This is a genomic window from Streptomyces sp. NPDC088732 (assembly GCF_044751205.1).
Taxonomy (GTDB): Bacteria; Actinomycetota; Actinomycetes; order Streptomycetales; family Streptomycetaceae; genus Actinacidiphila.
This window is the reverse complement of record NZ_JBIVLI010000038.1, coordinates 1-24,090: the sequence shown is the minus strand read 5'-3', so window position 1 is coordinate 24,090 and position 24,090 is coordinate 1. Positions and strand designations below refer to the sequence as shown.

Below are 24,090 nucleotides of genomic sequence, written 5' to 3'. Positions count from 1 at the left end.
TTCAGACTCTCGTTCTGCCCGGAGTGCGCCTACGTGAAGCCGAGCCCGCGCGCGGAGCCCGCAGGTCACAGGAAGCGCCGCACAGGAATGACGGCTGCTTCCTTCAGACGCTGCGACAGGGGCCGCCGCTTCCACCGGTCCGCCTCGATCGCCTCGCTGCGTGTGAGGTCGTCGTCGAAATCGTTGTCCAGGACGCCCGTGAAGGTCTCGTCGAGAACGGCGAGCATGACTTCCTCGTCGTGCTCCATCGAGCGGCGGTTGAAATTGCTGGAACCGATCAGCGCGGCGACCCCGTCCACCGTCATGATCTTCGTGTGGAGCATCGTCGGCTGGTACTGGCGGATGTCCACACCCGCCGCGAGCAGCGCGGCGTAATGGTGCTGGCCCGCGAGCCGGCAAGCCCGCTGGTCGGTGTACGGGCCGGGCAGCAGGATCTGGACCTGGACGCCGCGGCGGGCGGTGGCGCACAGCAGGTCGACGAAGAAGGAGTCGGGAGCGAAGTAGGCGGTGGACAGCCGGAAGCGTTCCTGCGCGGAGGTGAGCACGACGCGGATGAGCGTCTGCATGTCCTGCCAGCCGAAGCTGGCCGAGCCGCGCACCACCTGTACGGTCGCGGAGCCCGGCTGGGCATGTTCGGCGAAGCGGTCCCGGTCGTCGAACAGGTCGTCGTGGCACTCGGCCCAGTTCTGGGCGAACGCGGCCGCGATCCCGTCAACCGCCGGGCCACGGACCTCCACGTGGGTGTCACGCCACTCGTCAGGGGTGCGGGCATCGCCGCACCATTCCTCGGCGATGCCGACGCCGCCGGTGAACGCGGTGCGCTCATCCACGATGAGGGCCTTGCGATGGCACCGGTGGTTCTGCTTGAGCGGGGAGATCCACGCCGGTTTACGGAACCAGGCGACCTGCACCCCGGCAGCGTCCATGTCATCGAGCAGTTCCTGTTCGATCTCCTTGGCCCCGAAGCCGTCCAGCAGCAGCCGCACCCGGACGCCGGCGCGGGCGCGGTCCGCCAGAGCGGCGGCGAAGTCACGGGCAATCTGGCCGCGCCAGTACACGAACGTCATCATGTCGATGACGTGCTCGGCCCCGCGGATCGCCTCCAGCATCGCGGGGAAGATCTCATCCCCGTTGCGCAGCGGAACAAGCTCATTGCCTTCGGTCGCCGCGACCCCGATCAGCCGCTCCAGACGTCTGCGCAGACGCTGCTTGCGCTCTCCCACCCGCACCGGATCGTCGCCGTCCTCCGGAGGGAGGGACGGGACAAGGGTCTTCTCCGTACTCATGCGGGGCTTCTCCTGGGGATCCGTAACGGGCTGGTGCCGGGCAGCCGACTGGACGCGTGCGAGGCGGACAGCGACACGCTCAGTCTGTCCACCACGATCGTTTTCATCGCCCCCCACGCCGAGCAGTCGGGCACCATCGCCGGACCCCGGACGAATCCACCACGGTGTCGTAGTGGCGCGCGGGGGCGCCCTCACGAACACCTGCGGACCCTGCCCCGCCCCGCTCCCTCGCGACGGAGCCGGCAGGTCCGCAGGCATCCAGCAGAGCCGAGGGCGTCCCACATGCGCATCCTCACTCCGGGATGGCCGCACGACGCGCCGCCACCGTCAGATCACTTGGTGGCGTAGACCGCCGTGTAGCCGCCGATGAGGGGACGGGCCACCGTCGTGGCGAAGCCCGCCGCCTCCAGCCAATGGGTGGCATCGGCGACGGTGTACTCGGATCCGCCTTCCGTGTCGATGAGCATGTTCAGCGACACCAGCAAACCGTAGGTGTTGTGCCGCCTGCCGTCGTCGATCATGGCGTCGTAGACGATGAGCGTGCCTCCCGCCGGCAGGGCCTCATACGCTTTGCGGAGCAGGAACTGCCGCTGCTCGGGAGCCCAGTCGTGCAGGATCTGCCCCATGACGTAGACATCGGCCGGAGGAAGGGGATCGGCGAAGAAGTCGCCGCTGTGGAAGGAGAGGCGGCCGGCCAGCTCGCGGGCATGCGCGGATTCCTCGAACACCGGCCGTACCTGGGGCAGTTCGAAGACCGTTCCGGTCATCTCGGGGTGGGATCGCAGTACGGCCGCGGGTACCGCTCCCAGAGCGCCGCCGAGGTCGACCACGTGCTGCCGGCCGGTCCAGTCGAAGTCGGCGGCGAGTGCGCCGGCGAGGGGGGTGCTGACTCCGTCCATGCCGTTGAGGAAGTTGCGCCAGGCAACGGGGTCCTGGCTCAGCGTGGCGAAGAAGGGGGCCCCGGTGAGCGTGACCTCGTTCTGCTGGGTGCCGGTTCGCAGGGCCTCGGTGAGGTTGCCCCAGAAACCGAAGAGGCGGGCATTGGCCATCTCCAGGATTCCACCGATGTAGGAGGGCTTCGCCCGGTCCAGGAACACGTCCGCCGCGGGGCTGTTGCGGTACACGCCGTCGTCGTCGCGTTCCAGCATGCCCAGCGACACGAGGGCGTCGAGGAAGTCCGCCGACGACCTGGGGTGAAGGCCCACTTCCCCGGCGAGCGATGTACGGTCCCGACCGCCCCGCGCGAGGGTCGTGAACACTCCCAGCTCCACCGCGCTCAGCAGCGTCTTCGACGCCATGAATCCCAGGCCCAGCTGCAGGATCGGCTCGGGGGTGATCGCAACGCCGGCCGTCGGGCCGGTGGTCGCACCGGCGTCGGCGACGACCCCGGCCTTGCTCTCGGAGTGCAGTTCCATGAAGCTCCTTTGTGGAGTGATCAATACAGAATTACGGCAGACGGAGACCGGCTTGCGCCGCGCAAGCCGGAGCCCGACCGCGGCCGCCCGCCAGACCACACACGTCCCCACCGCGAGACATCCGGAACGCGGGCCCGTCCCACCCGACCGCGATCGGGGTCGAGCGTTCGCTCCGCCTCACGGGGAAGGCTAACATGTTTCTGGATTGATCAATAAAGTTATCGATCGTGCCGTGACTGGCAGATCGCAGCAGGCAGAGGGGGCGAGCTGCGTCCAGGCCTCGGCGGCCCGCCCACGCCGCAGGAGCGGCATTCGGAGATCAGCTGCACCTGTCCGGCCGGGCATCGACCCGCAGCGATGAGCGGAGGATCCTCGCCCTGCGGCACCGGACGGCGTCAGCAACCAGCCGGCGGGCACGTACGAGTCGCGCCGGCAGACTCCTCATCGCATGGCATCGAGGACTTCGTCGGTCGACAGCAGTGCATGGGCGAAGAAGCGGTAGTTGATGATCGCCGCCTGATACCCGTCGCCCCAGACCGGGTGGCGGGGTCCGGCTGTCGCATCCCTGACCACGGTGACCTCGAATCCCTCCTCGATGAGGTGACGCATGTGGGACTCGACGCACATGTTCGCCAGCATGCCGCCAAGAATGATGCGCTGTATTCCCCGCTTGCGCAGTTGCAGTACCAAGTCGTTACTTTCCGGCCCGAACACCTTGTGCGGGCTGGCAACCACCGTTCTGCCGTCTTCGATATAGGGCTTGAAGCGCTCCACCCAGTCCGCACCGGAGTTCCGGAACCCCGTCAGATCGAGCTGTCCCGCACGGGCGAACGTGTGGTTCTCCAGCTCGCTGGTCTCGAGGGGGCCGTTCATTCGCCATCCGCTGTCGGTCGGATAGAAGTAATGGGGCGAGATGAAGACCTCGTATCCCCCCGCCTTCGCCGCCTCGAAGATTCTCTCCATGTTTTCGACGGTCCTGTTCTCCGTGACGCTCGCCCCCACCGCGTCCCAGGCAGCCCCGTCCTCGCTCAGCACGTCGTTCTGCGGGTCGATGAACACGACGGCCGTGTCGGTCTTCGAGATTTCCACCTGTGCTCCTCACGCGATACGCACCACTGGCGCGACGAATATTCCGGTATCGCGGGGTGTCCTGCCGAAGTACATTCCGGTCCGGCGAGACGATGTCTCTTCCTTGTCCGGTGCGGATTGCTGCGACACCAAGCGACAGCACTCGAGTTCCGCGCTCACCTCGGGGTGCATGCCCTGAGGGGCGCTTTCCCGGCCACTCGGCCCTCCGTCCCACCCTGCACCATCTCGGGGCGTTCCGCATCGGTGCATTGCTGCACCCGATCACCGTCCCTGCCGCCCCACGATGCGATCGGCCGGTCTTGGCCGGTGCCGGCGGGCCGGGCCCTCGGGGCCGCACAACGCCGGTTCGGCGTCGTCGATTACGCCGTTGGGAGCAGGTGAACGACTCCACGCGACCCGAGCACGACGGGCGGACGGGAGTGTTCCCGACCGGGTTGACGCACTCGCGGAATGTCCCAGGATGCGCCGCGATGAGCCGCCTACCATGATGTGCCGAAAGAGCGCCAGTTCACACAGCCACTGGAATCATATCCCCGCCAGAATTCAGGAATCAGCATGGCTGAAACTTTTCCATCCCGCGAGGAGTGGATCGCCGGGGGCAGCCGCCGGCCCCTCCCCGGATTCCCGTACACGATATTCGTGCGACAGGACGGGCCCGTGTCCGGTCGTCCCGTGACCCTGTTGCACGGTTTCCCCACCTCCTCGCACGACTGGGGTGCCGTAGTCCCCCACCTCGTGGCTGCCGGGTGCCGGGTGACGACAGCGGACTTCCTCGGTTTCGGTGAGAGCGACAAGCCGTACCCCCATCACTATTCGGTTTGTGAGCAGGCCGACCTCGTCGAAGCACTCTGGCGGCTCACCGGCGATGAGACGACTGCCCTGGTCGCCCACGACTACGGGGTGTCCGTCGCGCAGGAACTGCTGGCCCGGGGTCCGGCCAGGGTGACGTCCATGACGTGGTTCAACGGAGGCATCTGGCCTGATCTGCATCACCCGATCCCCGAGCAGAACCTCCTTGCCGGCCCGGGCGGTACGGACGTGGCGCGCCATGTGGACGAGGAGAAGTTCACCGCGGCCATCCAGCGCCTCACCGGCGAACGGCCCCTGCCGGCCGACCTGCTGCACGACATGTGGCTCGGCGCACGCTCACATGACGGCTTCAGAATCCTGCCGTCGCTCCTGAACTACATGCAAGAACGCAGGGAGAACAGCACCCGCTGGACCGGGACGCTGTGCACCTACCAGGGCGAGCAGCACTTCATCTGGGGACCGGCCGATCCCGTCAGCGGCGCACACGTGATTCCCCGTATCCGCGAGGTCGCGCCCCACGCGGCGCTCACCGTCCTGGACAAGGCTCCGGCAGTCGGCCACTTCCCCCAGGTGGAAGCACCCGGAATCGTCGGCCCACTCCTCGCGGACTGGCTGGGAGACCGGACGTGAGTGGGCCTGCGGACCAGGCTTCTGCGGGCGGCCGCGTCAGGTGTTCTCCAGGCCGCCGTCGACGGTGAGGACCTGGCCGGTGACCCATTCCACCGTGGGGTCGGCGAGCCGGAGCACCCATGCGGCGACCTCCTCCGGCCTGCCACGGCGGCCGAGGGGGATGCGGGCGGCCTCGGCGTCCTTGATCTGCTGGACTTCGGCCGGGGAGAAGCCGGAAGAGGCCAGCGCCCCGGACTCCACGGGCCCAGGGGCGACGGCGTTCACCCGTATGCCCTCCGGGGCGAGTTCGAGCGCCCAGCTACGGGTCAGGTGCTCGATCGCCGCCTTCGACGCGCCGTAATGACTCGCCACGGCAAGGGGACGGTGCCCGAAGGTGCTCGCGATGTTGATGATCGACCCGCGGGACTGCGCCAGGTACGGCAGTGCGGCGCCGGCCAGCAGGCTGGGGGCGACGACGTTGGTGTCGAAGATGTGCCTGACGCGGTCGGCCGCCACCTCGCGCAGTGGCATGGACACGAAGACGCCGGCGTTGTTGACCAGGACGTCCAGCCGGCCCCAGCGGTCCACGGCCGTTTGGATGATCGACTGAGGTACGTCCTGCTCGCTGACGTCGCAGCGGATGGTCTCGATCGAGGGGTGTGCATCGGAGAGCTCGGCGAGAGCCTGTGCGTTGCGGCCGGTCCCGAGGACGGCTGCTCCGGCATCGGCGAAGGACATGGCCGCTGCACGGCCGATTCCCGAGCTGGCGCCGGTCACGATCACCACTCGGCCGGTGAAGTCGACTGCCGGACGATTCGACATGGTCGGACCCTTCCATTGGAACGTGGACTGGGAGCACCCGAGCCGCCGGGGTCACAGGCGTACGGCCACCGCGGCGGCAAACGGACCATGTGCGTCCGTCGCGCAGGCCCTGATTCCCGACGACATGAGGCATTTGCCTTTCGGGGTACTGGACCGGACGGCGCTCCGGTCTGTGACACGTTGGCCGCAGGACAGCGTGCGGCGGTCCGGCCGGACGGGCGGTACAACGACCACGGCGCCGCGTGGGGCGCGGTCCTGGCGGCATCGGGGCCGGGTGTCCACCCGGTCGCCCATGAGCCGGCTCTCTGCCCGTGCGAGTCGGCCCGCTCTTGAGTCTCCACCGGCTGGAAGGCCCACACTCCTGACGTGAACGACGACAGCCTTCCGCTGCTGACCATCGGGCAGCTGGCCCGGCGTACCGGCATGCCGGTACGCACGATCCGCTACTGGTCCGACCTCGGCGTCGTGCCTCCGGCCGACAGGTCCGGCGGCGGCTACCGGCTCTACGACACCGAGGGCGTGGCCCGCCTCCAGCTGGTGCGCACCTTGCGTGAGCTGGGGCTCGGGCTGGAAGAGGTGCGCCGGGTCCTGGAGCGGGAGGCCACCGTCGCCGAGGTCGCCGCCGCACACGTGCAGGCCCTGGACGTACAGATCCGTGCCCTGCGGCTGAACCGGGCCGTCCTTGCCACGGTGGCCGGACGGCAGTCCGACACGGAGGAGATGGAACTCATGAACCACCTCGCACGGCTCTCCGCACAGGAGCGAACGGCGATCATCGAGGACTTCGCCCGTGAGGTCTTCGACGGCCTCGAGGCCGATCCTCTCCTTCAGGACCGAATACGCGGCCTGCCCCCGCAGCTTCCCGACGACCCGACCCCGCAACAGGTCGACGCTTGGATCGAACTGGCCGAACTGGTCGCCGACCCCGCTTTCCGCACCCGCATGCGGCACATGATGGAGCACCACGCCCAGGGGCGAGGAGACCGGAACGGGCCGGGCCGGCAGCCCGGCGCCTTCCTGTTCTTCGCCCAGAAGATCGCCCTGCTCGTCACCCCGGCGCGAGAGAACGGCACGGATCCCGCGTCGGACGAGGCCGCCGCCGTACTCGACGACCTCTTGGGTACGGGGCCCGGGTCGCCTCGCCGTAGCGAGGTCCTGCAACGGATCGAGGCCGCCCTGGACACGCAGGCCGACAGGTACGGACACCTCCTGGCGGTCATCCGGGGCGAGGAACCCGGGCCCGCAGCGAACCCCGACCACCACTGGCTGGCACAGGCCCTGCGGGCGCACATTTGATGCCGGGCGGCTACGACCCGAACTTCGTCCATCGGCCCTCGGAGACCACCTCGACGATGCCGTCGACCACCTTGATGGCCGTCTGTTCGTCGATGGCGTAGGCCGGGGCGCCGATGTCGGCGGCCCACCGCTCCGCGTCGGCCATGGTGTTGCCCGGGAAGGCGTCCAGGTGCGGGAAGATCGAGAAGTCGACGACCCCCAGGGTACGGTCGTCCGGCGCGGACGCCCACTCGACGAAGTACGCACCGATCCGGGGTGTCATCACCATGCTTCCGGCACTGACTCCCACCCAGACCGTGTCGGGCAGCGAAGGCAGCAGGTCGGCCACTCCGGACTCGCGCATCCAGTGGCACAGGTACGTCGCGTCGCCGCCGTCGACCAGGAGGACGTCGGCCTCCCGGATCCAGGGGACGTACCGCTCGGCGCCGACCGTAGGAAGTGCGGTGAGCTCGAGGACGCCGAGCGACGCCCAGCCCAGGCCGGTCAGGTGCGGGGCACCGACGAAATGCGCTGATCAGGGGCTTACACACAGCCAACAAAGATCATTTCCCACGAACATCAAGATCGTTTCCCACGAGCCAGTTCATGCCGCATGTTCCGCGGCGGCGGGGGCATCTTTCGCGGGCCTGCTGGGGTCAGTGGCGACTGATCCACCAGAGGATGATCAGGTCGGCGGCGAACGCGCCGACCTTCGTCGCGACTCCCGTGGCCAGCCCGTAGGCCACGATCTTCCGGTACCGCTGGACCCGCTCACGGAGGTAGCGGCCAGCTCGGCAGAAATCCGCACAGAGAGCCCCTGCGACGCGCTTCACTGCAGCAAGTAGAGCTGCAGTCCTAGGATGGATGGGCATGCGAAACCTCGTTTCTCTCAGTTGGAGGCGTGGTTGTGCGTGGGACGCCCGCTCCCGACCGGTCCGCAAAACCTTCAGTCGGAGGGCGGGCGTCCTGAGTTGACGTTAACGGCCCACGGGGTCCCAAGAGTTGAAATCACGTGCAGATGCACGTGCAGATGCCCTCTTGTGTAGAACGTCACGATTCAGGCAACGCACTTCGGGGATTACGCCACCCGTCCGCAAGGTCCTACCTGCTCTGTCAGGAAAGGGCCTGGACGGGTAGTGCAGGTCTCGGCCTTGAACCGGGTGAGAGCCTTCCGACCTGGTATGGATTGCGGCATCTGCACCAGTGACAGAAGGGCGCTTGTGTCACACCGCAATGCGCCCCTGGCCGATGCCGGACGGCTGCGATGGCCCGCTGCGTCATCGAGGATTGCCGGCCCCGACGCCAGGCCGCGGAACACTTCCAGGTGCCGGAACCCGACCGCACCGAACGCCGGATCAGGTCCGCCTCGCCCGCCGCCTCCCCACCAGCGAAGATCGTTTCCCACACGCAACAAGATCGTTCCCGAAGGCCAGCTATCGGGTTGGACGAAGCACCACGGCCACCCCGTGAGCACCACCTGTGTCCGGGCCCGACCGGTCTCGACTCGTGAACCACGCACCCAGACGGGTCTGCTTGGGTGGTCGAGGCGGACCAGCCGACGATCCGCAGCCCGCCGAGGCACCACCGCAGACGACCGGAAGGGCGCGAGACTGGACCGGGAGCGGCGCGAGGCACTCGAGGACATCGACCCCGCCTGGTGCCCCACCTGGCCCGTCGTGTGGCAACGCTGCTTCCACCTCGCCCGCACCTACCACACCGCTGGCGGCACACTGCCTGACCGGGATGGTCAGCTCGTCGTCCAGGGCGAGGACATCGGCCGATGTGTACGAGCCCAGCGAACCCAGTGGGACACCCTCAGCGCCGTCCAGCAATGGCTCCTGACCGAAATCCTCGGCATCACCGCCGCCGCGGAAGAGGAGCAGGCACCGGCCTCAGGGGCGGCGAGGCCGAAGCGCACCCGGGCGCAGATCTGGGCAGCCAACCTCACCGCCGCCCGTCAATACGCCCAACGGGAAGGACACCTCAACGTCCCCCGATCCCATGTCGAGGACGTCGACGGCACCGGCCATGCTCTTGGGGTCTTCATCGCCAACCAGCGGGCCCGACGTGCCAACCTCGCCCCGGAGCGCGTCACAGAACTCGTTGAACTCGGCATGCGCTGGGCTTGAGCAGGAGCATGTGGTGACGCGGCGGTGTCCGTGGCACATGGCATGATCCCGCCCCATGACGCCTTTGAGTGCCGTCGGCTGCGGTGGGCTCTACTTGGAGACGACTTGCGCTCCCATGCCGCGTCCGTCAACTCACCTCGACCTGCCACAAGATCAATTACCAGACAGGCCGAACATGATCTTCCACACCCGGGTCGCCACCTGGAGATTGAGCCGATCCTCGACGTTCGCGAGGTTGTTGCCGCTGATGTCGCGGATGCGCTGGAGCCGATAGCGCAACGTGCTGCGGTGAATCGCGAGGAATTTGGCGGTCTCGTCGTAGTTGCCGCCGCAGTCGAAGTACCTGCATAGGGTCTCCACCATGGCTGTATGGTGCCGGGAGTCGTAGTCGATGAGCTGCCCGAGCCACTCATGGACGAACGTCTCCAGTTCCCGGTAATCGTTGCCGGGTCCCAGGATGCGATAGATGCCTAGCTCGTCGAAGAACGTCGTGCCGTAGCAGTCGCGGGAGCGGCGGCGCACTTCCAGGGCGCGCTGTGCCTGCTGGTAGCGGTGGGGGATGTCGTCCGGGGAGTTGCAGGGGACGCTCACCCCGATAGCCCCGGACCGTGTCCCGATCTCCCGGGCGAGCGCCTCGTACAAAGCGCTGGCGGGCGGTCTGTCGTCGGCGAGTAGGACCACGTGGTCGGAACGTCGGGTCAGCAGCGAGCGCATGCCCACGGCAGAGGCCGTTCGGCCCACGGTTTGTGCGAAAGAGTCGTCTGCAGTCCGGTTCGACCACTGCACCACGACGATGTAGTGGCTGCGGTGCAGGTCGTGTCCGACTGCCTCGGACCGGGCGTAGGCGCTCGCCGCGTCCGTCCCGGCCAGGAGGTCGTCGGCCAGCTCGCGGTGCAGTCTTAGTTCCACTTCGGCCAGGTGCCGCAGGTGTGCCAGCTCCAGGGCGAGCGAGGTGGCGGCGTGCTCCAGTGCGAGCACCGTGTGCTCGTCGGCTTCCTCCCTGGCGTCCACCAAGGCCAGCACGCCCAGTATCTCTCCGTGCGGGCGGACGAGGGTGATCAGCCGGTCTTTGATCCGCACCGGCCCGGCCTCCCGGGCGACGGCGTGCAGCATCTCGTCCTGGCGCAGGGGGTCCGGTTCCGGATAGGGGTCAGGGCGGCTGGGGCCGGTCCAGGACCTCAGCCGACCGAAGCGGTCCTCGACCAGCGCGGGAAGTCCGGTGAGCCTGTGCAGAGCGCGGGTGATGGCTTCCTCGCCGCCGCCCGAGCCGGCGACCTCGGTCATGATCGCGTGTACGGCTCGCTGCCACCCCAGCTCGGCCACGACGGAAATCAGTTGCCGCTGGAGGGCTGTCCGTTCCTCCCGCAGCCGGTGAAGCTCCAGCGCGTCCTCGCGGTGGCAGCGGTGTGCGAAGGCGACTGACAAAGCAGCAGCGGTGTGCCGGACGAGCGTGGCGAGCAGGGATCGCTCGGCCTCGGTGGGCTGGGACCGGGACGTCACCACGAGGTAGCCGAGGAGTCCCTCGTGTCCGCGCAGCCCCAGGGCCCGTCCCCAGGGCCGGTCGGGTACGGCCACAGGGCCGTCCTGCCCAGTCAGCTCTCGTACCTTCCGGTCCACGGCCAAGGCATGGATCTGTCGGCCCCTTGGGCTGGGGACCAGGTCACCGTCCACCCTGAGGTATCCGGCTTCGGCGCTGTATGGCCCTGCGGCGGCTATGCGGTCCATGGCCAAGCGCAGGATCTCGCCTTCGTCCCGTGTGTCGAACAGGGCGCGGGAGAGCGCCATCAGTTCGTGGGGGGCATGCTCGGCTGGGGTGGGAACGCGTGGGCGCTGTCCTCTCCGCGCGGGCGTGGGGTACCGCCCGTTACACCGCCGTGGGCTGATCTCCCGGTCGTGGCGGCGGTACAGGCTGTGCGCCCGGCTGCCAGTCATAAGATCACTCCGTTCTCCGTAGGGGCGGTACGCCCCGGCAGCCGGCCATGGGATTACTCCCGTCCCCCGAGCCGGCCGAGAAATGACGGCGACCCTTCGCGTAGAGCCTTACCCGATATGTCCGGAGTATCCGGTTGTGCTCGCGGGGCGACGGGCTCTGCTGTTCTTTGACTTGCCGGGTGCAGGCGTAGAGGTGCTCGGTTCGCGAGTCTGGGTGTGTCGGGGGCCGCGGAAGCACTGGGCGATGACCGGGCACCCATGAAGGCCGATGGTCACGTACAGGACGTACCAGGAAGCCGGACGCGCCGTCGATCACGTCGCGGACCGGGAGTTTTCTCGGACAAAGGGTGGCCGTCATCGGTCATGACGTCCGCCTCGTCGAGGATGTCGTCGGCCGTACGAACTACGGCGGGCCAGCCAGTACGCAAGCGTCGCGCGGGGCCCTCTCCGGTGCGCTGACCTTGGGTTCGCGGCCTCGGCGATCGGGCGGCCCCCTCGCCTTCGCTTCGTCGCCGCCCTGTACGACCTGATTTCGGACCGGTCGGGACCATACATGAACGACAGATCCGCAGTGCCGGCGCATGCCGCCGCATCGGGAGGAGTTCCTCATGGCCAAGGCAGTGGGCATCGATCTGGGCACCACGAACTCCGTGATCGCCGTGTGGGAGGGCGGTGAACCTTCCGTCGTGCCCAACACCGAGGGCAGCCGTACGACACCGTCCGTCGTCGCCTTCACCGACACCGGGGAACGTCTCGTGGGACAGCTGGCCCGGCGGCAGGCGATCCTCAACCCGAAGGGCACCATCTACTCGGCCAAGCGGTTCATCGGCCGGCATTTCGACGAGGTCTCCGAGGAGGCCAGGGCAGTGGCTTACGACGTCGTCGAGGGCGACGGCGGAGCGGCCCGCTTCAAGGTGCGCGACAAGCTGTACGCGCCCGAGGAGATCAGCGCACAGGTGCTGCGCAAACTTGCCGACGACGCCGGGAAGCAGCTCGGGGAGCGGGTCACGGAGGCGGTCGTCACGGTGCCCGCCTACTTCAACGACGCCCAGCGCACCGCCACCAAGGACGCCGGACGGATCGCGGGCCTGGAGGTGCTGCGGATCATCAACGAGCCGACGGCGGCTGCCCTCGCGTACGGCCTGGACAAGAAGGAGCACGAGACGGTGCTCGTGTTCGACCTGGGTGGCGGCACCTTCGACGTGAGCCTGCTCGATGTCGGCGACGGCGTGGTCGAGGTGCGCTCCACCGCCGGCGACAGCCACCTGGGCGGCGACGACTTCGACCGGCGTCTGGTGGATTACCTCGCGGACGACTTCCAGAAGGAGAACGGCATCGACCTGCGCAAGGACCCGCAGGCGCTGCAGCGGCTCTTCGAGGCCGCGGAGAAGGCCAAGACCGAGCTCAGCTCGGTGACGCAGACGCAGGTGAGCCTGCCGTTCATCACCGCCGACGCGTCCGGTCCGAAGCACCTCACCGACTCGATCATGCGGTCCACGTTCGAGCAGATCACCGGCGACCTGGTGGAGCGTTGCCTGGGACCGGTCCAACAGGCCATGGCCGACGCCAAGGTCGGCGAGAGCGACATCGACGAGGTCATCCTCGTCGGCGGCTCCACACGTATCCCGGCGGTCCAGGCCCTGGTCCGCCGGCTGACGGGCGGCAAGGACCCCAACATGAGCGTCAACCCCGACGAGGTCGTGGCCCTGGGCGCCGCGATCCAGGCCGGCGTGCTCAAGGGCGAGGTCAAGGACGTCTTGCTGCTCGACGTGACCCCGCTGTCGCTGGGTGTCGAGACGCGCGGCGGCGTGATGACGAAGATCATCGAGCGGAACACCACCATCCCGGTACGCCGCAGCGAGACGTTCTCCACCGCGGAGGACAACCAGCCGGCCGTCGACGTGGTGGTCCTGCAGGGCGAGCGCGAGTCCGCGGCCGACAACCGCGTACTCGGCCGCTTCCAGCTCACCGACATCCGGCCGGCGCCACGGGGAGAACCACAGATCGAGGTCACCTTCGACATCGACGCCAACGGCATCCTCCACGTCACCGCCCGTGACAAGGACACCGGCAAGGAACAGGGCATCACCATCAGCGAGAGTTCCAACCTGGACCGCAGTGAGGTCGAACGCATGGTGCAGGAGGCCGAGAGCAACCGGGGCCAGGACCAGGCACTCCGCGAGGCCGTCGATGCCCGCAACGAACTCGACGCCGTCGCGTACCAGGTCGAGAGGCGCCTCGCCGAACTGGGAGACGCAGCGCCCGCACATGAGAAGGCACGCGCCGAGATGCTCGTGTCCGACGCCCGGGAGGCCGTCAAGGACGAGGCGGGCGTGGAGCGAGTGCGGCCCCTGACCTCCGAACTCCAGCAAGTGCTCGCCGGGCTGGCTGCCCATCAAGGCGCCGCTCCCACAGGCCGTCCCGGCCAGGACGCCGACACCGGTGGTCCCACGAGTGGCAGTGACGACGATGTCGTCGACGCCGAGTTCGAGAGGGGCTGAGGCGCGCCATGCCCACCCGCCCCCAGGAACCCGGCCGCCCTCCGTCGGATCCGGTCGAACCGGTCCCGGAGAACGCCGTACGCCCTCCGCGTGGGGACGTGCCGCAACCGGGCCCGCTGCCCCGGCCGGAAGCGGCGGACGGCGAACCGGGGCCCGACGCCGCCGGCCCCGCGCGTGCCGAGGACGAGTACACGACCGCGATCCGGGAACTGGAGGACCGCTGGCGGCGCGCGCTCGCCGACCTCGACAACCTTCGCAAGCGTCACGCCAGGGAGCTGGAGCGGGAGCGGGCGGTCGAGCGGTCCCGCACGGCGGCCGCTTTCCTGCCCGTCATCGACAACCTCGAACTCGCCCTGACCCACGCCGGCGGGGATTCGGGCGCGATCGTGGAGGGCGTCCGGGCCGTACGCGACCAGGCGGTGAACGTCCTCGCACGGCTCGGCTACCCGCGGCATGCGGAGACCGGCGTCGCCTTCGATCCGGCCCGGCACGAGGTGGTCGGCGTCGTCCAGGACCCCGACGTGGAACCGGGCACTGTCGTCGAGGTGCTGCGCCCCGGCTACGGGGACGGCGAGATGCAGCTCAGGCCGGCCGCGGTGACCGTCGCGAAGCGGGAGTGACCGGTCATGGCACGGGACTACTACGAGGTGCTGGGCGTGTCGCGGAGCGCGAGCCAGGACGAGATCCAGCAGGCGTATCGCAAACTCGCCCGCAGGTACCACCCCGACGTCAACAAGGACCCCGGGGCGGAGGAACGCTTCAAGGACCTCAACGAGGCACACAGCGTCCTGTCCGATCCCAAGGCCCGGGCCCGCTACGACCGCTTCGGCGAGGACTTCCGTAAGGTCCCCGAGGACTTCGACGAACGGGTCGCGGCGGGAGCGGGCGGCGGATTCCGCGGTCGGAGGACCGCGGGCGGGGGCGGTCCCCGCGTCCGGTACACCACTGGCTTCGGCGACGGCTTCGGTGCGGAGGACATCGACATCGAGGACCTGCTCGGCTCCATGTTCGGAGCCGGCACCGCTCCAGGCAACGTCCCTGGGGCGGATCAGGAGGCCGAGCTGCCGCTCACCGTCGAGGAGGCGTACAGAGGCGGCCGTCGCACCGTCACGCTCGCCGGTCCCACCGGGCAGCCGCGGCGGTACGAGGTGGACGTGCCGCCCGGCGTCGTCGACGGGCAGCGCATCCGGCTGGCGGGCGAGGGCGGCCGAGGCAGCGGCGACGGCTCCGCGGGGGACCTGTATCTGCGGGTGCGGATCCAGCCGCATCCCCGCTTCCGCCTCGACGGCCGGGATGTGTACGTGCAGCTTCCGGTCACCCCCTGGGAGGCCTCGCTGGGCGCGACAGTTCCGGTGCCCACCCCCGGCGGCGGAACGGCCAAGGTCACGGTGCCCGCGGGTTCGTCCAGCGGCCGGCGGCTGAGGCTGCGCGGTGAGGGCATGCCGAACCCGCGGGGCGCGAACGGTGACCTGTACGCCGAAGTCCGCATCATGGTGCCGCCCACCCTCGGCGACAGGGAGCGCGAACTGTTCGAGGAGCTGGCGGCAACCTCCTCGTTCGACCCCAGGAGGACGCGATGAACGACCGACCCGTGGGAGCGGCAGGCATCGGCCGGGCCGGCGTGGGCGCCCGTCCGGTACGAACGGGCGCCGACGTCACCGCCTCGACGGCTGTCCGGTACGGGCTCGTGCCCGCCCCCAGGCTCTCGCTGGACGCCGTGGCGCGCCGTTCGGGCCTCCACCCCGATCTGATCCGCCGGTTCGTCGCCCTCGGCCTTGTCGACGCCGAACGCGACGCCGCGGGGCACCTGGTGTTCGACCCCACGGCCCCGGCGGTTCTCGCCCGCATCCAGCGGCTGCGCGCCGGACTCTGCCTCAACTACGCATCCATCGGCCTGGTGCTCGACCTGCTGGACCGCATCAGCCTGCTCGAAGCCGCCCTGCGCGGCCGCGGCACGAGGAGTGAAACATCCCCATGGACATGAACCGTCTCACCCAGAAGTCCCAGGAAGCCCTCCAGGAGGCTCAGAGCGCGGCCGTCGGCTTGGGGCACACCGAGGTCGACGGGGAGCACCTGCTGCTCGCACTTCTCGATCAGGAGGACGGTCTGATCCCGCGGTTGCTGCAGCAGGCCGGCACCGAGCCGAAGGAACTGCGCGCGGCCGTGCGGGAGGAACTCTCCCGCCGCCCGAAGGTCACCGGCCCTGGCGCGGCACCCGGCCAGGTCTTCGTCACCCAGCGCCTCAGCCGCCTGCTGGACGCCGCCGAACGGGAGGCCAAACGCCTCAAGGACGAATACGTGTCCGTGGAGCACCTCCTGCTCGCCCTGGCAGACGAGAGCTCTTCGACCGCCGCCGGGCGACTGCTCAAACAGGCCGGCATCACCAGGGACTCGTTCCTGAACGCGCTCACCCAGGTCCGCGGCAACCAGCGCGTCACCTCCGCCAACCCCGAAGTGGCCTATGAGGCTCTGGAGAAGTACGGCCGCGACCTGGTCCTCGAGGCGCGCGGCGGCAGGATGGACCCGGTCATCGGGAGGGACGCGGAGATCCGCCGCGTGACCCAGATCCTCAGCCGCAAGACCAAGAACAACCCCGTCCTCATCGGCGACCCCGGCGTCGGCAAGACCGCCATCGTCGAGGGCTTGGCCCAGCGCATCGTTCGCGGCGACGTCCCCGAGGGCCTGCGCGACAAGACGGTGTTCGCCCTCGACATGGGCTCCCTGGTCGCCGGTGCCAAGTACCGCGGCGAGTTCGAGGAACGCCTCAAGGCCGTGCTGGCCGAGGTGAAGGCCGCCCAGGGGCGCATCCTGCTCTTCGTCGACGAACTCCACACCGTCGTAGGAGCGGGCGCAGCCGAAGGGGCCATGGACGCGGGCAACATGCTCAAGCCGATGCTCGCCCGCGGCGAACTCCACATGATCGGCGCCACCACCCTCGACGAGTACCGCAAGCACATCGAGAAGGACGCCGCCCTCGAACGCCGCTTCCAGCAGGTCCTGGTCGACGAGCCGAGCGTGGAGGACACCATCTCCATCCTGCGCGGACTGCGCGAACGCCTCGAGGTGTTCCACGGCGTGAAGATCCAGGACAACGCGCTGGTCTCCGCGGCCACCCTCAGCCACCGCTACATCACCGATCGATTCCTGCCCGACAAGGCCATCGACCTCGTCGACGAGGCGTGCGCCCGGCTGCGTACCGAGATCGACTCGATGCCCGCCGAACTCGACGAGATCACCCGCCGCGTCACACGCCTGGAGATCGAGGAAGCGGCCCTGTCCAAGGAGACCGACCCCGCCAGCAAAGCCCGTCTGGAGGAGCTGCGCAGGGAACTGGCCGACCTGCGCGGCGAGGCCGACGCCAAACACGCCCAGTGGGAGGCCGAACGGCAGGCGATCCGCCGCGTGCAGGAACTGCGCCAGGAACTGGAGCAGGTCCGCCACGACGCAGAGGAGGCCGAACGCGCCTACGACCTCAACCGCGCCGCCGAACTCCGCTACGGCCGCCTCCAGGAACTGGAGCGGCGACTCACCGCGGAGGAGGAACAACTGGCCGCCAAACAGGGGAAGGACCGGCTGCTGCGCGAGGTCGTCACCGAGGAGGAAATCGCCGAGATCGTCGCCGCCTGGACCGGCATCCCCGTCGCCCGTCTCCAAGAGGGCGAACGCGAGAAACTGCTGCGCCTCGACGAGATCCTGCGCGAGCGCGTCATCGGCCAGGACGAGGCCGTCAAGCTCGTCACCGACGCCATCATCCGAGCCCGCTCCGGCATCCGCGACCCTCGCCGGCCCATCGGCTCGTTCATCTTCCTCGGCCCCACCGGCGTCGGGAAGACCGAGCTGGCCAAGACCCTCGCCCGGACTCTGTTCGACTCCGAGGAGAACATGGTCCGCCTCGACATGAGCGAGTACCAGGAGCGGCACACCGTCAGCCGGCTCATGGGCGCACCGCCCGGATACGTCGGCTACGAGGAGGGCGGACAGCTCACCGAGGCCGTGCGCCGCAAGCCGTACTCCGTTGTGCTCCTCGACGAGATCGAGAAGGCGCACACCGATGTCTTCAACACCCTGCTGCAAATGCTCGATGATGGCCGCATCACCGATGCACAGGGCCGCACCGTCGACTTCCGCAACACCATCGTCATCATGACCTCCAACATCGGCTCCGAGCACCTCCTCGACGGCGCCACCGCCGAGGGAGAGATCAAGCCCGATGCATACGCCCGGGTGATGGGCGAACTGCGCGGGCACTTCCGCCCGGAGTTCCTCAACCGCGTCGACGACATCGTGCTGTTCAAGCCGCTCGGCGAGCGGCAGATCGAGCGGATCGTCGAGCTGCAGTTCGGCGAGCTGCGGCAGCGGCTCGCCGAACGCCGCATCACCGTCGAACTCACCGACGCGGCCCGCGAGGTGATCGCCCACCAGGGCTACGACCCGGTGTACGGGGCCCGGCCGCTTCGCCGCTACATCTCCCACGAGGTCGAGACGCTGGTCGGACGCGCCCTGCTGCGCGGCGACGTCCAGGACGGTGCGACGGTGCGCGTCGACGCCGAGCACGGAGAGCTGGTTGTCACCTACGACCAGCCCGGGGACGTGAAGGGAGCGCGGGCGGCATGAACACGATGCAGGCTGCAACCGTGAGTTGTCCGAACTGCGGGCGTATCAACCGGGTGCCGGCGGCAGCGGAGGGACGCCCCCAGTGCGGCCACTGCAAGCAGCTCCTACCGTGGATGGTGGACGCGGGCGACGACGACTTCACCGAGGTCGCCGAGCGGGCCGACGTCCCCGTCGTGGTCGACCTGTGGGCTACCTGGTGCGGCCCCTGCCGCATGGTCAGCCCCGCCCTCGAACAGGTCGCCCGCGACCTCGCCGGCCGAATCAAGCTCGTCAAGGTAGACGTCGATAAAAACCCGCAGCTGTCGCAGCGTTTTCAGGTCCAGGCGGTACCGACACTGCTCGTCCTCGACCACGGAGAGACCGTCGCCCGGCAGGCCGGCGCGGCACCCGCGCACGTCCTGCGCTCGTGGGTCGAGCAGGCGCTTTCGGGCTGGCAAACCACTGCTGGAGCGTGAACACCATGGGCAGGCCACTGCGGAAACCGACGAGACCGCTCTCCGGTATGCCGAACTCGCCGGCCCGCGTGCTGCCGTAACCGCTCGGCGGCCTCGAATGAAAGGCCTGCGTACGGCCAAGCGCAATTCACTTGGCTGCCCAGGCCGACCAACACAAACAATGACAGCGATCATGGGCCCACCCACAAACATGTCTGGCTCGACGGATCGCACGCTCCTCCGCCTGCTTTGCGGATCGGACGTCTGGGCCTGGCAGTGCAACTCGGGGAGGCTGATTGGTCCCGACATGCGTATGCGTTCACATGCCCCGTCGGCGAGGCTGGCGGAGAAACCTTGGGGCCGGGAGTCACCCCGGCACCCGCAGTCGGAGGTTGCCGTTATGACTGTGATGTCCATCGCCAGGTTCGAAAGGTTCTTCCGCGCAGCCGCGGGGCTGGACGTCGACAAGAACGATCTCAAGCGTTACAGCGACTTCGTCGACGCCAAGCTCTACGATCTGCTGATCGTTGCCCAGGCCACCGCCAAGGCCAACGGACGGGACATCATCCGGACCTGTGACCTGCCGATCACGAAGGGCCTGCAGGAAAGCATTCACCACTTCCAGAAGATCGACCAGGAGGTGGAAGTCAAACCGATACTGGAACAGCTCGCCAGCCACCCCGCGCTGGACCGGACGCCCGACGAGGAGACCGAGGCGGCTTATCCGGACATCGTCGGCGGACTCAGCCTGGCCCTTGCTCAGAGCTTCAAAATCCTCCACCCCGAGCTGAAGAACCCCCAGACCCAGCACTGGGACGAGGCCCGAGCAGTCTTCGACCTCCTGCTGTGAGTGGCGATCGCCGCCTCATGCACGTCCAGGGGGCCGCCAAGAGCGGTCTGCCACCTCCACCGGAAGCGCGGCCGGTCCTGAGCGCGGGCTCTCCAGCTGCCCGCAGGCGGGCGACCCCCAACCCCACGGGGATCGTCTACTCCCCGCAGCGTTTCCCCTGACCGCTGCTTCGACGAGTTCCACAACAAGGCCGAGACCACGGCTTCTCCATCGTCTCCGACGCGCCCGGCAACACGCGCTTCAGGACCTGCACGTGGCGGACCACCCCGCCGACAGGTGCCAGCAGGAGAACCGCATCGAAACGCCCCTGGTCCTACTTGGCCGGGGAGGGGGCGACGACCCGCCCGGCTGGTGCCGCCGCTCCGGAACTGCGCCGCTGTTTGAGAAGGAGAGCTTCGCGGGCCGCTGCTGAGCAGTCCCATCACACGGAAGGAGAAGCCTGATGGTCACGATTTCCGACCCACACCTGGCGATGGTGCGCGCCGTGACGCCGCACACCCCGGAGGGCTGCGAGGAGTGTCTCAAGGAGCATTCCCCGTGGGTACACCTGCGGCTCTGCCTCACCTGCGGGCACGTCGGCTGCTGCGATTCCTCGCCCCTCAAGCACGCCAGGCGGCACGCCGGCAGCGCCGGTCACCCCATTGTGCAGTCCTTCCAGCCGGGAGAGGACTGGCGCTGGTGCTACGTCCACGAGGCCCTGGTCTGATGAACGCGGCCGAGCACCAGCAGAGCGCGGTCCACGAGACACCGGACCGGTACGGGGCGTTCCCGCGCCTGACACCGGAGCAGTTCGAGGTCCTCGCCGCGCACGGTGAGCGCCGAAGGACCGCCGAGGGCCAAGTGCTGTACTGCGAGGGCGAGCCGTTCCGGGAGTTCCTCGCGATCCTCAGCGGGACCGTCGAGATGGTCCACGACCTCGGCGGGTCCGACGAGCGCACGGTGGCCGTGCACGGACCCGGCAGATTCCTGGGTGAACTCGGGTTGCTGGAAGGCCAGGCGGCGTTCGACACCGCCGTGGTGCGCGAGGCCGGCGAGGTCCTGGCCGTGCCGGTGGAGCGGCAACGCTCCCTGGTCGGCCGCGACCCGGTCCTCGGCGACCTCATCCTCCGCGCCTACCTGGGCCGCCGGTATCTGCTCATCGGCCTCGGCGCCGGCTTCCGGATCCTGGGGTCGTGCTATTCGCCGGACACGCTGCGGTTGCGCCAGTTCGCCGCTCGCAACCGGCTGCCCCACCGCTGGGTGGATCTGGAGAAGGACAAGGAGGCAGAGGCGCTGCTGCGCCGGTTCTCCATCCGCCCCGAGGAGACTCCGGTGGTCCTTTGGAAGGGCGAACGGGTGCTGCGCAATCCGAGCAACGCCGAACTCGCCAGGCTCATCGGGCTGCCCGCCCCCTCCCCGGAGGCCGGGCGGTGTGACGTGATGGTGGTCGGGGCGGGCCCCGCGGGACTCGCCGCCGCCGTGTACGGTGCCTCCGACGGTCTCACCACGGTCACCGTCGACGCCATGGCCACCGGAGGCCAGGCCGGCACCACGTCTCGGATCGAGAACTACCTCGGCTTCCCGTCGGGCATCTCCGGCGGTGAGCTCATCGAACGCGCGGTGCTCCAGGCCCGCAAGTTCGGTGCCCGCCTGATGGTGCCGGCCCAGGTCAGCGGGCTCAGGCCGCAGGACGACGAGTACGTCGTCACCTTCACAGACGGGTCCCGGGCCCGGGCAGGCGCCGTGGTGCTCGCCTCGGGCGTCTGGTACCGCCGGCTCGAGGCGCCCGGCATCGACCGCCTGGAGGGCAACAGCGTCTACTACGCCGCGACGGTCCACGAGGCCAGTCTCTGCCAGACGGACCCGGTTGCCGTGGTCGGCGGCGGGAACTCCGCCGGGCAGGCGGCACTGTTCCTCGCGAAGCACGCGTCCAGGGTCCACCTCCTCGTCCGGGGCGGTGACCTCAACGCGGACATGTCGCGCTACCTGGTGGACCGGGTGGAACGGCACCCGAAGATCGAGGTGCTGCTCCACACCGAAGTCCGGGTGGCCTCCGGGCAGGAGAAGCTGGAGTCGCTGACGGTGGAGGACAACGCGAGTGGTGAGCGCCGGGAGCTGCGGGTCGCGGCGCTCTTCGTGTTCATCGGGGCCCGGCCGCACACGGAATGGCTCAGGGGCGTACTGGCCCTGGACGACAAGGGCTTCGTCCTCACCGGCGCCGACGCCGAGGCGGCGGCCGACCCGACCCGGTGGGACTCGCTCGGCCGGGGTCCGTTGCTGCTGGAGACCACCCTTCCCGGGGTCTTCGCCGCCGGCGACGTCAGGAGCGGCTCGGTCAAGCGCGTGGCCTCGGCAACCGGTGAGGGTGCCATGGCGATCCGCCTCGTGCACGAGCACCGCGGAAAGACGGGAAGTCTGGTCCGCTCCGCCGGCTCCTAGTGCAGGGGCCTCGGGCGGTGGCGGGCCGGTCCAGCCCTTGAATGGGACCCGGCAAGCGAGCGCAACGCCGCCGGTGTGTGCAGAACGCCGCGGTGACGGTAACTCAAACGGCATGGCGTAGAGACGGGAGATGCCGATGAGCACGGCGGAGGAGGTCCGGCCGTACCCCGTGCACCTGCCGGCGGCGGCCAGCGTGTCACGCGGCATCGACGTTACCTCGGGGGCATCCTGTGGGCGCGGGCGATCGCGGGGGCAACCGTCGAGAAGGAGTCATGCGGGTGTCCTCTAAGGGCGTTACGGTCGTGGCTCTCCTGGCGGATCCGGATGCGCCGACGGAGATCGCGCGGCGCATGGCACGGGTACTTCCTGCTCGGCTCGCCGACAAGTGGGGCCAGGGACGGCGTTTCGACGTCGAGGTGGTCAGTGAGCCCTTCACCGCAGGGACCGAGGACCCGCCCACCTTGATGCGCCGGATCATGGACCGCGGAAGAGCGGAGAGCTGGGACATCGTCGTGGCCCTCACCGACCTTCCGCTGCACTCGCATGGGCTCAAACTCGTTGTGGACTTGAGTCACGAACACGGCTTGGCCCTGCTGTCCCTCCCTCCGCTGGGGGGCTTGCGTCTGCAGACCAGGGCTCGGCGGGCCGTGGAAGAAGCCGTCCTCAGCCTGGCGGGCCCCGGGGCCTCCGGGCCCGATGGACCTCCGCAGGGTCAGCCGCTCTTGGGGTCCTTCGTCAGTCGCCTCGCGCCTGTTCACCCGGGCCAGGTCGGTGAGGAGGAGACCGCTGATCTCCGGTACGTCGTCAGCGGGCCCCGCGGGTACCTGAGAGTGCTCCTCGGTATGGTCCGCGCCAACCGGCCGTGGCGGTTGGTGCCGGGCTTGTCGAAAGCCCTGGCGGCCGCACTCGCCACAGGAGCAGTCGCCACGGTGAACTCCACCATCTGGAGCCTGGCCGAGTCCCTGAGCACGCCACGCCTCGTGATCGCCACGGTCGGGTCCGTCGCGCTCATGATCGGCTGGCTGATCGTGGACGCGCAGCTGTGGCATCGATCAGCAGAGGTCTCCCGGGAGGCGAGGCAGAGGGCAAGGCTCTACAACACCTCGACCGTCATGACCGTGGGGATCGGAGTACTCGTCTGCTACGGCGGTTTGATCGTCATCAACCTGGTGTGGGCCCTGTTCATCATCAACGGCCAAGTGTTCGCATCCACCACACGAACCCCGCTGCACGCCGCGGAATACTGGACGTTGTCCTGGTTCGTCGCTTCGGTCGCCACCGTGGGTGGAGCGCTGGGCTCAGGCTTGGAGAGCGACGAGGCGATCCGGGCGGCCGCCTACTCCAAGCGCGAACAGGAACGTCGCCGCATGCTTCAGGACGGCCATCATGACTAGCCGGCTGGTAACGTTGGCTTGAGAAGCGTCATTTGTCGGCGATTGTCCGGGTCCGGGAATTCCGCTGGTCGATAGGCGCGTGGCCATATCGCGTCGCGGGCCGACGGGACCCGGACGATACGCCGCCGGAGCGCCGGGATTCCGCTTGACGGCCCAGATGTGGCCACCACCGGTCCAACTGCCGTGGCAACGGCCCGCAGAGGCACGCCGGAGCCACGGACCCCGTCGCATCCACTTCCTGGAGTCAGGCTCTCTGCGCCAGTCTCCGTCCCTGCCGTGCTGCGGTCATGCCGCGGCACCAAAGGAAGCCATCATGAAAGCAGCGGTATACGAAGGCCCGCGAACGGTCACCGTGAAGGACGTACCGGACGCGAAGATCGAACATCCCTGCGACATCATCGTCAAGATCACCACTACTGAGGTTCCCCCGAGATGCGGGGAAGGGTGACAGCGGGTCAGATGGGTCTCATGAGAGGAGCCCTGACGATGCCTGCCCCGAGGAAGTACCCGCT

Annotated in this window: 19 protein-coding genes and 1 pseudogene; 14 read left to right on the top strand and 6 right to left on the bottom strand. The window is 68.7% G+C overall.

Annotation, left to right across the window (positions count from 1 at the left end; all coding sequences use genetic code 11):
• Positions 1 to 65: 65 nt before the first annotated feature.
• From ACIP9H_RS39770 to ACIP9H_RS39760, 3 genes are all read right to left on the bottom strand, one after another.
• Positions 66 to 1,286, bottom strand: coding sequence for a phosphatidylserine/phosphatidylglycerophosphate/cardiolipin synthase family protein (locus ACIP9H_RS39770; protein WP_401592881.1), 1,221 nt, complete (start codon positions 1,284 to 1,286; stop codon positions 66 to 68).
• Positions 1,287 to 1,618: 332 nt separating this feature from the next.
• A complete protein-coding gene (locus ACIP9H_RS39765; RefSeq protein WP_401592681.1) occupies positions 1,619 to 2,701 on the bottom strand; it encodes a methyltransferase in 1,083 nt (360 codons plus the stop codon).
• A 441-nt stretch (positions 2,702 to 3,142) separates the two neighbouring features.
• Positions 3,143 to 3,790, bottom strand: coding sequence for a cysteine hydrolase (locus tag ACIP9H_RS39760; RefSeq protein ID WP_401592679.1), 648 nt, complete (start codon positions 3,788 to 3,790; stop codon positions 3,143 to 3,145).
• Between the two features lie 672 nt (positions 3,791 to 4,462).
• On the opposite strand from ACIP9H_RS39760, the gene ACIP9H_RS39755 reads away from it, so the two are divergent.
• A complete protein-coding gene (locus tag ACIP9H_RS39755) occupies positions 4,463 to 5,230 on the top strand; it encodes an alpha/beta fold hydrolase (protein ID WP_401592677.1) in 768 nt (255 codons plus the stop codon).
• 36 nt (positions 5,231 to 5,266) lie between these two features.
• Here ACIP9H_RS39755 and ACIP9H_RS39750 read toward each other — a convergent pair whose 3' ends face one another.
• The gene (locus tag ACIP9H_RS39750) at positions 5,267 to 6,031 is read right to left on the bottom strand and encodes an SDR family NAD(P)-dependent oxidoreductase (RefSeq protein WP_401592675.1); all 765 of its coding nucleotides are present in this window, start codon (positions 6,029 to 6,031) and stop codon (positions 5,267 to 5,269) included.
• A 366-nt stretch (positions 6,032 to 6,397) separates the two neighbouring features.
• Between ACIP9H_RS39750 and ACIP9H_RS39745 the strand changes: the two genes are divergently transcribed.
• A complete protein-coding gene (locus ACIP9H_RS39745; protein ID WP_401592673.1) occupies positions 6,398 to 7,327 on the top strand; it encodes a MerR family transcriptional regulator in 930 nt (309 codons plus the stop codon).
• Positions 7,328 to 7,337: 10 nt separating this feature from the next.
• On the opposite strand, the gene ACIP9H_RS39740 is transcribed toward ACIP9H_RS39745, so the two are convergent.
• A complete protein-coding gene (locus ACIP9H_RS39740) occupies positions 7,338 to 7,730 on the bottom strand; it encodes a Type 1 glutamine amidotransferase-like domain-containing protein (protein WP_401963841.1) in 393 nt (130 codons plus the stop codon).
• A gap of 1,252 nt (positions 7,731 to 8,982) precedes the next feature.
• Between ACIP9H_RS39740 and ACIP9H_RS39735 the strand changes: the two genes are divergently transcribed.
• On the top strand, positions 8,983 to 9,435 hold the full coding sequence (locus tag ACIP9H_RS39735) for a helicase associated domain-containing protein (RefSeq protein ID WP_401597269.1): 453 nt from the start codon (positions 8,983 to 8,985) through the stop codon (positions 9,433 to 9,435).
• A 153-nt stretch (positions 9,436 to 9,588) separates the two neighbouring features.
• Here the strand turns inward: ACIP9H_RS39735 and ACIP9H_RS39730 are convergent, their stop codons facing one another.
• Positions 9,589 to 11,367: a PucR family transcriptional regulator gene (locus ACIP9H_RS39730; RefSeq protein ID WP_401597272.1), complete on the bottom strand. Its 1,779-nt coding sequence runs from the start codon at positions 11,365 to 11,367 to the stop codon at positions 9,589 to 9,591.
• A 608-nt stretch (positions 11,368 to 11,975) separates the two neighbouring features.
• Between ACIP9H_RS39730 and dnaK the strand changes: the two genes are divergently transcribed.
• The 11 genes and pseudogenes from dnaK to ACIP9H_RS39675 form a co-directional block, all read left to right on the top strand.
• Positions 11,976 to 13,868: a molecular chaperone DnaK gene (gene dnaK, locus ACIP9H_RS39725; protein ID WP_401597274.1), complete on the top strand. Its 1,893-nt coding sequence runs from the start codon at positions 11,976 to 11,978 to the stop codon at positions 13,866 to 13,868.
• A gap of 8 nt (positions 13,869 to 13,876) precedes the next feature.
• Positions 13,877 to 14,488 (top strand): nucleotide exchange factor GrpE, encoded by a 612-nt coding sequence (gene grpE, locus ACIP9H_RS39720; protein WP_401597276.1) that lies wholly within the window; start codon positions 13,877 to 13,879, stop codon positions 14,486 to 14,488.
• Positions 14,489 to 14,494: 6 nt separating this feature from the next.
• Positions 14,495 to 15,448 (top strand): DnaJ C-terminal domain-containing protein, encoded by a 954-nt coding sequence (locus tag ACIP9H_RS39715; protein WP_401963804.1) that lies wholly within the window; start codon positions 14,495 to 14,497, stop codon positions 15,446 to 15,448.
• Positions 15,445 to 15,852, top strand: coding sequence for a chaperone modulator CbpM (locus ACIP9H_RS39710; RefSeq protein ID WP_401597281.1), 408 nt, complete (start codon positions 15,445 to 15,447; stop codon positions 15,850 to 15,852). Before ACIP9H_RS39715 ends, ACIP9H_RS39710 begins: the two co-directional genes overlap by 4 nt.
• Entirely contained in the window at positions 15,843 to 18,482 is a 2,640-nt protein-coding gene (gene clpB / locus ACIP9H_RS39705) for an ATP-dependent chaperone ClpB (protein ID WP_401597284.1), read from the top strand. The genes ACIP9H_RS39710 and clpB overlap by 10 nt, the downstream gene beginning before the upstream one ends.
• Entirely contained in the window at positions 18,479 to 18,937 is a 459-nt protein-coding gene (gene trxA / locus ACIP9H_RS39700; RefSeq protein ID WP_401597287.1) for a thioredoxin, read from the top strand. The genes clpB and trxA overlap by 4 nt, the downstream gene beginning before the upstream one ends.
• Positions 18,938 to 19,316: 379 nt before the next feature.
• The gene (locus tag ACIP9H_RS39695; protein ID WP_401597290.1) at positions 19,317 to 19,766 is read left to right on the top strand and encodes a DUF1931 family protein; all 450 of its coding nucleotides are present in this window, start codon (positions 19,317 to 19,319) and stop codon (positions 19,764 to 19,766) included.
• A gap of 442 nt (positions 19,767 to 20,208) precedes the next feature.
• Entirely contained in the window at positions 20,209 to 20,472 is a 264-nt protein-coding gene (locus tag ACIP9H_RS39690) for a UBP-type zinc finger domain-containing protein (protein WP_401597292.1), read from the top strand.
• Complete coding sequence (locus ACIP9H_RS39685) at positions 20,472 to 22,184, top strand: FAD-dependent oxidoreductase (RefSeq protein ID WP_401597295.1); 1,713 nt, start codon at positions 20,472 to 20,474, stop codon at positions 22,182 to 22,184. The genes ACIP9H_RS39690 and ACIP9H_RS39685 overlap by 1 nt, the downstream gene beginning before the upstream one ends.
• 302 nt (positions 22,185 to 22,486) lie before the next feature.
• Positions 22,487 to 23,578, top strand: a complete 1,092-nt coding sequence (locus ACIP9H_RS39680) for a hypothetical protein (RefSeq protein ID WP_401597297.1) — start codon at positions 22,487 to 22,489, stop codon at positions 23,576 to 23,578.
• A gap of 313 nt (positions 23,579 to 23,891) precedes the next feature.
• A pseudogene (locus ACIP9H_RS39675) lies at positions 23,892 to 24,017 on the top strand (aldehyde dehydrogenase); the annotation flags it as partial.
• Positions 24,018 to 24,090 lie beyond the last annotated feature (73 nt).